Genomic DNA, 13,107 nt, shown 5'->3' with positions numbered 1-13,107 from the left:
CATATGCTAATAAGTCCGTTGTGTCGGTACACATCGCGGGTTTTGTGTTAAAAATAATTTTGTAACAACTTTTTAGTATCGGAAAGGAAACAATTGTGATATCCATTTGTTATCTTTATAGGCGAAATCTTAACCTAATGTTTTTAACCTCTTAATAGCAGTAGAAAATGGATAGAAAGCAAATCGGCGTGTATGCCGGTAAAGTCTGGCAATTGTTGAGTAACAATGAGAAATGGGGCTATGGTACCTTAAAGAGAAAGTCCGGGTTGAAGGATAAGGAATTGGGTGCCGCTCTGGGCTGGTTATCGAGAGAAAATAAGATAGAGTTCTACGAATGTGATGAAGAGCTTTATGTATATCTCTGCGTAAATGTTTATATTGGATAAAAGAATGTCTGATGTTTTGATGAGAACAAATTAAATCCCCGAAGGTACATCTTGGTAGATGAGGCTTCGGGGATTCTGTTTTTTTATTCTTTCTCTTTCTTGTGTATTTTCATTTCAATGAGGAAAGCTGTCAGTAGTCCCGCACCGCCGAAGAGAAGTACACATGCGCCATATACGATACTTGCCTGACGTTCCACATCCCAGTTTCTGGAGTTGGTATATCCCGGAAATGCGTTGATACAGATGAAGAAGGCAACCAGCAGACCCAGTCCTATTCCGAGCATCAGCAGACCACTTTTCAAAGATCCGAAAGTGAACCGGGAACGGGAGTAGTTAAGGTTGAGAGATAAGTTGCTGTTAATTTCTCCAGTGTTGAGCTTGTCAGCCAGTTTTTCAATCATGGCTATCCGCTCTTTCTTACATACAAAAAGTTCAAATAATTTGTAGATTCCTAATGTAATAGTACCTACTACCAAGGGAATGGTGATAAAATCCATCATAATTATACTGTTTTTAAGTGAATATTTTCGTTCTTTGTATCGTTTGACGCAGTGGATGGAAAAAGGTTACACAGAAAAGCAGATAATTTGGATTCCTGCATTTTTCCTTTCCCGAACTGTAACCTTTTGTAACGGTCGGCGTCTAAAGAGTCAAGATGGAACAGAAAGACGAATCATACTATATTAAACGCATACTGGAGGGAGAAACGGAACATTTTTCCGTATTTCTTGACCGCTATAGTCGTCCGTTGTATGCGCTGATAGTACAGATTGTCGGTTGCCACGAAGATGCGGAAGAATTGCTTCAGGATGTTTTTCTGAAAGCTTTTCGCCATTTGAATCGTTATAAAGGAGAGTGCCGGTTTTCTACGTGGATTTATCGCATTGCTTACAATGCCGCTATCTCGGCTACCCGGAAAAAGAAGCAGGAACTGCTTTATATAGAAGAGAACACTATTAATAATGTACCCGATGATGTAGCGGACAGTGTGCTTGCCCGGGCAGAGGACGAAGAACAGGTAGATCGTCTGAGCAGGGCAATAGATCAGTTGAACGGAGAAGAGAAAGCATTGATTACTTTGTTCTATTATGAAGAAAAGTCACTGGAAGAGATCGGTGAGGTACTGAAAATATCGATTAGTAATGTAAAGGTCAGACTTCATCGTACCCGGAAAAAGATCTGTGTATTGATGAATAATAAATAAGAAGAGGAGATATGGAAGAGGAAAGAAAGATAAAAGAGAATACGGGCAATATGCTGAAACAAGCATTGGAACGGAGGCAAACGGAACAACTGTCTTCCAATTTTTCGTATCGGATGATGGAGCGTATTCATCTGGAAGCCGAGAAGCAGACGAAACGGAAAACGAGCATAGGGTGGGTGGCTTTGCTGGTATCCGTTCTGGCGTTGGTGGGACTTGGTATCTACGTACTTACTTTTTATCTCGACTTCAGTTTTGCCGGTATTATGCCGAAAATGAATCTCCGGCAGGATTCTTCTTTGTTTGCATTCTATGTATATATTGCTTTGTTGGCGTTGGTCTTGCTCGCGTTAGATTATTGGCTGCATAAGAAGTATATCTGGAAATAATTCTGTTACTTTGCATAACAATTAAAGCATTGCGAAGAAACAAGAAGAAATAATGAGAAGTTTTGCCTCTGACAATAATTCCGGTGTGCATCCATTGGTGATGGAAGCATTGAGCCGGGCGAACGCGGATCATGCGTTAGGTTATGGTGATGATCAATGGACGGAAGAAGCCGTAGCTAAGATAAAAGAAACTTTTACCCCGGACTGTGTACCTCTGTTTGTATTCAATGGTACGGGCAGTAATGTGGTGGCGTTGCAAGTGATGACCCGTCCGTATCATTCTATTTTCTGTGCGGAAACTGCCCATATTTATGTAGACGAATGCGGTTCTCCCGTTAAGATGACCGGTTGCCAGATTCGTCCCATTGCCACAGCCGATGGTAAGCTGACTCCCGAATTAATGCAACCTTATCTGCATGGCTTTGGCGACCAGCACCATTCGCAACCCAGAGCGCTTTACCTTTCCCAATGTACCGAACTCGGAACGATTTATACTCCCGAAGAGCTGAAACGCCTGACTGACTTTGCCCATCTGAACGGTATGTATGTCCACATGGACGGAGCAAGAATAGCCAATGCCTGTGCCGCTCTCCGTCTTTCCCTTAAAGAGCTGACTGTAGACTGTGGTGTAGACATCCTAAGTTTCGGTGGAACTAAAAATGGGCTGATGATGGGAGAATGTGTGATTATATTTAATAAAGATCTGCAAAGAGAAGCCCGCTTTGTCCGAAAGCAATCTGCCCAGTTGGCTTCTAAGATGCGTTATCTTTCCTGTCAGTTTACTGCCTATCTGACCGATGATTTGTGGCTGAAGAATGCCGCTCATGCCAATAAGATGGCAGGCAAGCTTTATCAGGCACTGAAGGAACTGCCGGAAGTTACCTTCACTCAAAAGCCGGAGAGCAACCAGTTGTTTCTGACCATGCCCCGCCCGACTATCGACCGGATGCTGGAATCTTATTTTTTCTATTTCTGGAATGAAGCGAATAATGAGATCCGTCTGGTGACTTCTTTTGATACTACGGAAGAGGATGTAAATCAATTTATTCGACTTTTGAGACGTTAAAAGAGAAGAATGGAACAACAAAAGCGCCTATAATACTGTTGTAATAAGAAGTTTGGGACTAACTTTGTCCCCATATTTTTTCTTATTATGATGGATACTAGACGAAACGGACTAATATTATTGGCGCTATTGTTGTTGACACGAACTACTATACATGCGCAGACTGACTCTATGGGCAAAGATTTGCCGGTAGATTCTGTCTCTATAGTAACGTCGGACTCACTCCAGGCAAAGCGTAGCTTTTTCAAGAAGTTTCTCGACTACTTTAATGACGCCAATAAGGAAAAGAAAAATAAAAAATTCGATTTCAGTGTCATTGGTGGTCCTCATTATTCCAGTGACACAAAGTTTGGGCTTGGATTGGTGGCAGCAGGTCTGTATCGCACAGACCGCAATGATACGATTCTTCCTCCTTCGAATGTTTCTCTTTATGGAGATGTCTCTACTGTTGGATTCTACCTGTTGGGTGTAAGAGGCAATCACCTGTTCCCACAAGAAAAATACCGCTTGAATTATAACCTTTATTTTTATTCTTTCCCCAGCCTTTATTGGGGAAGGGGATATGATAATGGAGCGAACTCTGATAATGAAAGTGACTATAAACGCTTTCAGGCACAGGTGAAAGTAGACTTCATGTTCCGTGTAGCGAAGAGTTTCTATATCGGGCCAACGGCTGTGTTCGATTATATAGACGGACGTGACCTTGAGAAACCGGAGCTTTGGGAAGGCATGTCGGCACGGACTACCAATACGAGTCTCGGGCTTTCCCTCCTTTATGATTCCCGTGATTTTCTGACAAATGCCTATCGGGGATATTATCTGCGGATCGACCAACGATTTAGTCCGGCTTTTCTTGGCAATAAATATGCTTTCAGCAGTACGGAACTGACGACCAGCTATTACCATCCGGTATGGAAAGGCGGGGTATTGGCAGGGCAGTTTCACACTTTGCTGAATTATGGCAATCCTCCGTGGGGATTGATGGCAACACTCGGAAGTTCTTACTCGATGCGTGGTTATTATGAAGGGCGCTATCGCGACAAGTGTGCAATGGATGCACAGATAGAACTCCGTCAGCATGTCTGGAAGCGGAATGGAGTTGCCGTATGGGCAGGAGCGGGAACTGTATTTCCGCGCTTCTCCGATTTTACGCTGAAACATATTCTTCCCAATTACGGTTTCGGCTACCGCTGGGAATTTAAGAAGAGAGTAAATGTACGTTTGGATTTAGGGTTTGGCAAGCACCAGACCGGATTTATATTTAATATCAATGAAGCTTTTTAAGAACATAAAGAAATGGTTTGAAAATCAGGAACACTTGTTCTATTTGTTCCTGATTGTTCTGATAATGCCCAACATCGTTCTGTGTTTTACAGAACCTTTGCCGCTAATGGCGAAAGTATGCAATGTGTTGTTGCCTTTTGCCTGTTACTATCTGTTGATGACTTTGTCCTGCAACTGTGGTAAGATGCTTTGGATTCTGTTCGTGTTCCTGTTTTTCGGAGCCTTCCAGATCGTGCTGCTCTATCTGTTCGGACAGTCCATCATCGCTGTAGATATGTTTCTGAATTTGGTAACGACCAATTCGAGTGAAGCGATGGAATTGCTGGACAACTTATTGCCGGCTATCGTCACTGTAGTCCTGCTATATATCCCTGCTCTCATATTGGGTATGATTTCGATTCTCCGCAAGCGCCGGCTTTCTGTGGAATTTATCCGCAGAGAACGGAAAAGAGCTTTTATGCTGCTGGGAATCTCCCTTCTGACTCTTGCCGGTGCTTATTGGGAAGACTCCCGGTATGAACTGAAATCGGACCTGTACCCTTTCAATGTATGCTATAACGTGGGACTTGCTTTTCAACGGACAGCATTGACACAAAATTACCGCCACACCTCGAAAGAGTTCACTTTTCATGCTAAAGCCACTCATCCGGCGGATAAGCGCGAAGTGTACGTAATGGTAGTAGGAGAAACATCCCGCGCATTGAACTGGCAACTATACGGATATGAACGTGAGACAAATCCACTGTTGTCCCGTCAACCGGGAATCGTTGCTTTCCCGAAAGTTCTGACAGAATCCAATACCACCCACAAAAGCGTACCCATGCTGATGTCCGGTATTACCGCCTGTAACTTCGATTCCATTTACTATCAGAAAGGAATCATCACAGCCTTTAGCGAAGCTGGTTACCGGACGGCCTTTTTTTCCAATCAGCGTTATAATCATTCTTTCATCGATTTCTTCGGGATGGAAGCCGACACATTTGATTTTATAAAAGAAGACTCGCCGGATGCGGCATACAATCCTTCCGACGATGAACTGCTGAAACTGGTAGAAAAAGAATTGGCGAAAGGGAACCGGAAACAGTTTATCGTGCTTCATACATACGGTTCTCATTTCAATTACCGCGAACGTTATCCGTCGGAAGATGCCTTCTTCCTGCCTGACTATCCGGTAGAAGCAGAAGTAAAGTATCGTGATAATCTGGTGAATGCTTACGATAACACTATCCGTTATACGGATGGTTTCCTGGCACGTCTGATTCATATGCTTGAAGAGCAGCAGGTGGATGCTGCCATGCTCTACACCTCTGATCACGGAGAAGATATTTTTGATGATTCGCGTCATCTGTTTCTTCATGCTTCTCCGGTTCCTTCTTATTATCAACTCCATGTCCCTTTCCTGATATGGATGTCCGACATCTATCGGGAAACGTATCCGGAACATTGGAAAGCAATGGTGGAGAATAAGGATAAAAATATATCTTCCAGCTGTTCGTTCTTTCCTACCATGCTGGAACTGGGGGGAGTGGAAACCTCTTATCGCAACGACGCATACTCTGTGGTCAGCCCTCTTTACACCATGAAGCCGAGAGTATATCTGAATGACCATAATGAACCCCGTCCGTTAGATGATCTGGGAATGAGAAAGCCGGACTTCCAGATGCTGAAAGCAACAGGATTTAAGTATTAGGTATCAGGTATTGATCGTAGTGTCGTGTAGCTCTGCCTATACAGCTACGGTGTAATACCTAATACTTATTCATTAATCCTTGTTAATTCTTTTATCCAAAAGCAGGATTGGCGTGTTATTTGCGATATAGAAGTATGAACGATTAAATTCATAAAACATGGCCTATATAGATTATTATAAGATTCTTGGAGTTGACAAAAGTGCTTCTCAGGATGATATAAAAAAGGCTTTTCGTAAGTTGGCCCGTAAGTATCATCCTGACCTGAACCCTAATGACCCGAGTGCAAAGGACAAGTTTCAGGAGATAAATGAAGCCAATGAAGTATTGAGTGACCCCGAGAAACGTAAGAAGTATGACGAATACGGGGAGCACTGGAAACATGCTGATGAGTTCGAAGCTCAGAAAAGAGCACAGCAACAAGCAGGTGGCTATGGCGGTGCCGGCGGATTCGGAGGATTCGGTGGTGCAGGTCAGGGATTCTCTGATGGCAACGGAACGTATTGGTATTCGTCCGGCGGTGGTGAAGGGTTCTCCGGAGGCAATGCCGGTGGTTTCTCTGATTTCTTCGAATCGATGTTCGGACATCGGGGCAGGGGACAAGGCTCTGCCGGATTCCGTGGACAGGACTTTAATGCTGAACTTCATCTTTCCCTTCGTGATGCTGCTCAGACGCATAAACAGATACTGACCGTTAATGGTAAACAAGTACGTATTACCATTCCGGCAGGTGTGGCCGACGGACAGGTGATTAAACTGAAAGGCTACGGAGCCGAAGGGGTGAACGGAGGCCCGGCAGGTGACCTGTACATCACGTTCGTCATTGCCGAAGACCCTGTGTTCAAACGCTTGGGTGATGATTTGTACGTAGATGTGGAAGTAGACCTCTATACTGCTGTATTAGGTGGTGAAAAAGTGGTTGACACGCTGGACGGTAAAGTGAAGCTGAAGATTAAGCCGGAGACTCAGAACGGTACGAAAGTACGTCTGAAAGGTAAGGGATTCCCGGTTTATAAGAAGGAAGGACAATCCGGTGACTTGATAGTGACCTATTCCGTCAAGATTCCGACGAATCTGACAGAAGCGCAGAAGGAGTTGTTCCGTCAATTACAGAGTATGAACTAAAATGAATGAGCACTATGCAGACCGAATTAATTATTGTCAGTGAATACTGTCACAAATGTCATATTGAACCTTCATTCATTGAGATGCTGGAAGAAGGTGGTTTGATAACTGTACGTACCGAAGCCGGCGAGCATTATCTGCTTGTCTCCGAACTTCCGGATGTGGAACGTTATAGCCGGATGTACTATGACTTATCCATTAATATGGAAGGCATCGACGCCATTCATCATATGCTGGAAAGGATGGAAGGGATGAGGCGTGAAATTACTTCTCTCCGCAAACAACTCATGCTGTTTCGGGAAAAAGAAATAGAAGAAGCAGACTGGTAAAATGAAGCCTCTGTTTGGTGCAAACGGAGGCTCTATTTATAGTAAACAGAGGCTCTGATTCATATGAACGGAGCCTCTGTTTTATTAGGACGGTTACAGTACAAAGAAAGCTATCCGATGTACGTACAGATTTCTCTCAGATAGCGTGCATCCGTTTCATCAAAGCTATTCAGCGTATCGCTGTCGATGTCCAGCACTCCGATGACATTTCCCTCTTTTATAATAGGCACTACTATTTCCGACTTGGAGCTGGAACTGCAAGCTATATGGCCGGGAAACTGCTCTACATCAGGAACAATCAGTGTCTGCGCCTCCTTCCATGCCGTACCGCAAACTCCTCTGCCGAAACGAATGCGTGTGCAGGCGATAGGCCCTTGAAACGGTGCTAATACAAGTTCGTCGCCTTCCACCAGATAAAAGCCCACCCAGAAAAAGTGGAAAGTCTGCTTCAGTGCGGCAGCTATATTCGCCAGGTTAGCGATAAGATTCGTTTCTGAGCTTACCAATGTTTGTAGCTGTGGAAGCAGCTCACGATATTTCTCTTCCTTGCTGCCTGTGTGGATCAGTAAATTTTCTGCCATTTCTTTTCTATTTGATTTGGTTTAAGATACCAGGGTCTTTTATCTTGTCATCTTCTGCGAAGAAAATGATTTTCGTCAGTATCTCCGCAGTTTTCGGGTCTTCATCTACAAAAGGCAGGAACAGTCGTCCGCGACTTTGCGAGTGTACCGGAAGAACGGCTATTTGTGCGCCGCCTTCTTTATGAATAACACCGCTGCCCAGATGAATGTTGTATTTGCCCAACTTGCCTTCGATGTATGCAAAGTTTCCTTTTACCTTCACGTTGTTGAAATGGAACAAAGGCAGCGTGAGTTCCACCAATGCACGGCGCATCTCAATTGTAGAATGACTGGTTTCCGGATCTACACTTCCGGCATGTGCCACACTGACAGCAAGATCCACGTCTCTCATCACTTCGGAGAAGATCACGGGCGGAATCTCCGAAATCTTCATCGGCTTATAATCCTGACGGTTGTGGAAGCAGACAAATTCCAGTGTGGGAGCTTCGATGTCGGCAGGAGAGAACCAGTCCGCCATCGCATAGATGGTGGCGATAATGTTTTCTTTATAATATATCTTCTGAAGCCCGTCCTCGTAGTCGGCTACCCAGCGGCGTCCTTTCAGTACGGTAACCGTTTTCTGCGGCTGAATCTGATTTCCGGCATACCGGCGGGATTGCGTAGCATCTTCCTCTTCCGGGGTAGGAAGATACAATTCGCGGAATACCTGCTTGAAAGGCTGGCGGATGGATTTGTCGAACAGGAATTTCTGATAGGCATGCCAGTTGCCGCTTGCATGCAAGTCTGTGGGGTGGGCAATGCGCAACTCATCTTTCGGAGTCAGCGGAAGACACATGTTGTCGGCTGTAATCAATAATCCGTCAGTATAGAAACCAGTCCTGCCATTGCTGGTGAAGACCAGATTTCTCAGTAACGGCCAGATCACCGGGTTCTTCATCAGTTTACGCAATTCGCTTTCTTCAAAACGGGTACAGTCTTCCATTGCCTGTTCGAGCATGATACGCGAACGGGCGTGCTGGTCTTTCAGTTTTTTGTGTACCGCTTTCAGTTCTTCCACGTATGGATGCTTTTTCAGTTTGGGAGGCAGGCTGTTCAGTTCTTTTCCGGCTCTTAGTTGTTTGATTTCCGGTTTGCCCTCATTGTTGACCTGCACGTATACTTCCACGCCCTCTATTTCTTTAGGGGTCAGGTAAGGGATGATTTCTTTGACCAGTTCCGTCTCCATGCTCCATGTCAGGCGGGTGACATCTCCGTAACCGGAGTTGCGTGCCAGGTTTTGCAGGGCGATAGCGACTGCTTTCTTTTCGCTTTCCTGCCTTTGTGCGCCGAATTCCTTGCTTTCTTTCAGGAACTTTTGCAGGAACTGATAACGTTCGAGCAATTCTTTATCCGCTTTCCGTCCCAACGGGATCAGCCCGTAGCTCATCAGCAGGTCTTTATTTCGCTTCGCTATGATTTCTTTTTTTGCATCTGCCGCTTTCGTCTTACCGTTGACGGCATCGGCAAATTTACGGGCACGGGTATGAGTATTGCTTAACGAAATATACTTGGCAGCATTGTATACTACCTCAAAACGTTCCTTGCCGATGGTCTTATAAGCCTCCTTGAACCAGCTGATGTCAAAAGCACCTTCCTGAAGGTCTTCTATATCAATCGGGGTGTAGCGGGCGATGATCGCTTTCTTCTTATCGTCGAAACACTCGCTGGTATGGGCATGGAAGTAGTAGGCGGCACTTTCCAGCCCTTTCCATCCGGTCGCTTTTTCGGTGAGTTCCAGCCATTGCGGGGCGAACATGGCAGCTTCCACCAGTCGTATATGGCTGATGTCGGCTTGGCGGGCCAGCTCCTTCAGTGTATCACTGTCATCGTCCGGAGATGGATAACAGGCATGGAGCAGACTGCTCAATACTCCCCGCTTGGTGTTGCGCCAGTTGTAACTGTCGCGGATGAAAGTGTCTTTGCCGAATGCTTGCAGGATGCGGATCAGTGTTTCCGCTCCGTAGACACGGTGCAGTTCTTCAGCCAGGCGGGTGACTTGGGTTTCGGAGTCTCCCCGTTGCAGCTCTATTTCCAGAATCCGGTTCACTACCTTCTGTGTCAGCGAATGGAAGAGAGGATGACAACGGTCGTCCAATGCCGTAGTCACATCTTTGATGCGTGTGGGGGAATTGATGCGCCCCATCAGTTCTCTGTATATTTCTTCGGCAGGAATGAGCCCTAACATCCATGCGTGGGCAAAGTCCATACTTTGCAGGTAGACTTCGGTTTCTTCCAGTTCGGGAGTATGTTCCATGTAATTGGTGAGCTTGTAGAGCTGGTAGCGTACGGTGAAATAACGGGTGAAGAGCGCATCATTGATGGGATGCTGAGGCGCATCAAGCCAGAAGCGTACGAACTTGTTGTTATGTATCGGATAAACGATCTCCCTTGCTCCGTATTCTTGTTTGTCTCTGAGCCATGTATGCTTATTGGTGTATTGACGGAAGATATTCTTCGCATTGAGCAGGGGCAGCAACTGTAAAAGCATATTGACGGAGAACTGCTGATAGGTTGCTTCATTTCTGTACTCATGTGCCAGTCCGTCGATAATATCCTCTATCTGTGTGTAATAAGTCAGCTTGCGGAGTGACTTTTGTAACCCGCGGTAAGTGAAGCCTGCATACATCTTATTGATAAGCGGTTCGAACGTGTTGAGCGATTGGATAGCCGCTTCTTTGTCTTCCTGCTCTTCTTCGTCAAATTCATCGTCCTCGTCGTCTTCTATTTCATTAGGAGCGCCGGTAGATGCCAGCATGAATTTCATCATCAGCAACTTGTCGTAACTTCCGATTTCCTGTTGGTAGAAATCCTGCCAGAGTTCCGGGAGTCCGAGTTCGCTCAGTCCGTCGTAGTGCTTGTACCAGTTCAGTAACACACTGTTGCCCACCAGACGTACCTCGCCGTATTTATCAGTGAATTCGTCTTCTTTATGTTTTTCGATATATTTGTTCAGCTTGTCGAAGATTGCCTTGGCTTTTCCCAGACGGATAAACTCAAATGCTTTCTTAACGTTGAATCCGGCGTCGGGAGTAATAGCGGGCAGGTTGACCTCAAACGCGGGATCGTATAACCCGAAGCCATTCTCTCGGGTATAGTTACTTGTCGTACTCTGTTCCGTGCCGTCTCCGATGAGCGATTCGATCAGAATCTTCTCTTTGGTATTCGGCTTCTGAATCTCTCTGACTGTGGACAGCAGTTCCCGATAACTCTCCTTTAGGAAATCTACGTTACGGATGGTCTTCATCATATCCAGTCCTGCCAGGCGACGTTCGGCATTCTTGTTGCTCAGCAATCGGCGGATACTGCCGGTCAGTTGTTCTTTCGGCTGTTTCATCAGCAGGTTGATGGCATTGATGCGCATCTCACTATATTTGAAACGGAGCAGTTCTTCTATACTCTGATATTGTTCGGGGGACAGGGACATTTCGGACAATACCTTGTATGCCTCGTCCCGTATGTCTGTCGAGCGGTCACCGAGCGATTGCAGCACATATTCCTGTTCCACTTTGCTTTCGGTATGGGCCATAACGATTCCGATATAGCTGGCACGGCTGTAAGACTCTAGTGCGGGAAGATACTCGCAAAGTTCCTCCCTCAGCCGGGCATCGTTGGTCATCCATGCGATGTACGCCATTTTGAGAACTACGTCCGAACGGGTAAGTATGATGCTGTCCCAGGGAAATACGTAGGGTGAATAAGTCTCCTTGGCAGAAATGGACTGATAGACTTGTTTCAGGTATTCGTATTGGCGGACAGCCTCTTCCGGTGTTTCAAAATAATCGCTGAGTGCGGGAGTCTCTTTATTATCGCTATACCGGCTCAGATAAAGACCGTCCATATAAAGAGGAAGGATGGCCGCCACGACTTTTGGGTCGTCGTGCCACACTTCGAATGCGTCTTTGCTGATCAGATGATTCATTTGAGATGATTGCGTACAGCGCAGGAAGTACAATAACGTCTGTATCTGATGCTTGGCACCTTTTCTGATGATATCCGGCACGATGACTCTTATCTCATCAGTATCATAGAATCCGATGCTCCACAAAGCCAGATAAAGTTCGACTGTATCTTTGCTTTGCAGGGTGTTGCGGGCAGCTTCGGGATGATTCAGGAAATTCCAGATCAGATCTACATACTTGTTGGTGATCCGTTCGCTGCTGTCCTGTTCACCGATTCCGGTGCATACGGCGATGCTTCGTTTGACGGAGGCAAAACGTTGCAGCCCATTGTGATAGATAATGGAGAACAGGTAGAGGTAACTTTCGGGGCATCCTTCGTCCATCGTTTCTACGATGGCTTGGCGCAGTCCTTCCTGTAGTTTGGCAGCCAGCAGCAGTTTGCCTTCCAATTCCAGCAACGGACGGTGTCCGCTGATGGCGATGGCGTGGAGATACCAGCGTTGCAGGCGGTTAGCGTTGTTTTCGCTGGTCAGTACTTGATGCAGGTATTCGATAACAGTTTCGTTACCTTGTGCTATTTGGGCAGCCAGCCAGTAGGAAGAGTTCATATAGCCACTGAATTCTTCTATATCTTCCGGTGTATTTCCTCCTTTTAAGATGGCCTCTACCGAGAATCCGGTGGCACGCAACTTCAGAAACTGGAGCCATGCGTCTCTGGCGTGGTCCAGATGGTTGGACGGATGAGTGGAGCGCTGGGCGCGGCGGTCGTATCCGATGGTATGCGGGCAGCGTGCTTCGAGTTGCAGATAAGTACGGAACAAAGCGGCAAATTCGTCGCCCAGCATATAGTGGAACAGTTTGTGCAGCTTGCCGTCCATCAGGTTGGCAATGCTTTCGATGTTTTCTTCCCGGATGATTTCTTCCAGACGGGGTTCCAGTATCTCACTGAATATACCATATCGGCCTCCCATATCCAAATCTTCCATGAACATGTCGAACAGGGTAAGCGTTTCCGGCTCCAGACTTGTTTTTTCCTTTAGTAAACTCTCCAAATAGGGGTTTAGCAGCTTGTTCAATTTGTCGTTGTAAGTAATTCTCATGACTTTAAGCTTTTAGAGTT

General features: G+C 45.8%; 11 protein-coding genes. 8 read left to right on the top strand and 3 right to left on the bottom strand.

All coding sequences use genetic code 11. The annotated features are described in order from the left end of the window. Positions 1 to 167: 167 nt before the first annotated feature. The gene (locus K6V30_RS22525; RefSeq protein ID WP_010539033.1) at positions 168 to 386 is read left to right on the top strand and encodes a winged helix-turn-helix domain-containing protein; all 219 of its coding nucleotides are present in this window, start codon (positions 168 to 170) and stop codon (positions 384 to 386) included. Positions 387 to 469: 83 nt separating this feature from the next. Here the strand turns inward: K6V30_RS22525 and K6V30_RS22520 are convergent, their stop codons facing one another. Further along, the gene (locus tag K6V30_RS22520; RefSeq protein WP_010539032.1) at positions 470 to 886 is read right to left on the bottom strand and encodes a DUF6249 domain-containing protein; all 417 of its coding nucleotides are present in this window, start codon (positions 884 to 886) and stop codon (positions 470 to 472) included. Positions 887 to 1,041: 155 nt separating this feature from the next. Here K6V30_RS22520 and K6V30_RS22515 point away from each other — a divergent pair, with 155 nt between their 5' ends. From K6V30_RS22515 to K6V30_RS22485, 7 genes are all read left to right on the top strand, one after another. Then, the gene (locus K6V30_RS22515) at positions 1,042 to 1,590 is read left to right on the top strand and encodes an RNA polymerase sigma factor (RefSeq protein ID WP_010539031.1); all 549 of its coding nucleotides are present in this window, start codon (positions 1,042 to 1,044) and stop codon (positions 1,588 to 1,590) included. Between the two features lie 11 nt (positions 1,591 to 1,601). Beyond that, positions 1,602 to 1,976: a hypothetical protein gene (locus tag K6V30_RS22510; RefSeq protein ID WP_010539030.1), complete on the top strand. Its 375-nt coding sequence runs from the start codon at positions 1,602 to 1,604 to the stop codon at positions 1,974 to 1,976. 52 nt (positions 1,977 to 2,028) lie between these two features. Next, positions 2,029 to 3,042, top strand: coding sequence for a threonine aldolase family protein (locus tag K6V30_RS22505; protein WP_010539029.1), 1,014 nt, complete (start codon positions 2,029 to 2,031; stop codon positions 3,040 to 3,042). A gap of 90 nt (positions 3,043 to 3,132) precedes the next feature. Then, entirely contained in the window at positions 3,133 to 4,326 is a 1,194-nt protein-coding gene (locus K6V30_RS22500) for a BamA/TamA family outer membrane protein (protein WP_055270687.1), read from the top strand. Beyond that, entirely contained in the window at positions 4,313 to 6,016 is a 1,704-nt protein-coding gene (locus K6V30_RS22495) for a phosphoethanolamine transferase family protein (protein WP_055270657.1), read from the top strand. Before K6V30_RS22500 ends, K6V30_RS22495 begins: the two co-directional genes overlap by 14 nt. Positions 6,017 to 6,173: 157 nt before the next feature. After that, entirely contained in the window at positions 6,174 to 7,139 is a 966-nt protein-coding gene (locus tag K6V30_RS22490; RefSeq protein WP_055270655.1) for a DnaJ C-terminal domain-containing protein, read from the top strand. 14 nt (positions 7,140 to 7,153) lie between these two features. After that, a complete protein-coding gene (locus K6V30_RS22485; protein ID WP_055270685.1) occupies positions 7,154 to 7,468 on the top strand; it encodes a chaperone modulator CbpM in 315 nt (104 codons plus the stop codon). Between the two features lie 110 nt (positions 7,469 to 7,578). Here the strand turns inward: K6V30_RS22485 and K6V30_RS22480 are convergent, their stop codons facing one another. Both K6V30_RS22480 and K6V30_RS22475 read right to left on the bottom strand, forming a co-directional pair. Continuing rightward, on the bottom strand, positions 7,579 to 8,049 hold the full coding sequence (locus K6V30_RS22480) for a GAF domain-containing protein (protein ID WP_055270653.1): 471 nt from the start codon (positions 8,047 to 8,049) through the stop codon (positions 7,579 to 7,581). 7 nt (positions 8,050 to 8,056) lie between these two features. Next, entirely contained in the window at positions 8,057 to 13,087 is a 5,031-nt protein-coding gene (locus K6V30_RS22475; RefSeq protein WP_055270651.1) for a DUF4132 domain-containing protein, read from the bottom strand. Between the last annotated feature and the right edge of the window lie 20 nt (positions 13,088 to 13,107).

The organism is Bacteroides faecis (genome assembly GCF_020091505.1).
Classification (GTDB): Bacteria; Bacteroidota; Bacteroidia; order Bacteroidales; family Bacteroidaceae; genus Bacteroides; species Bacteroides faecis.
Note: the sequence above shows the minus strand (reverse complement) of the source record. Positions and strands in the feature narration are given on the sequence as shown.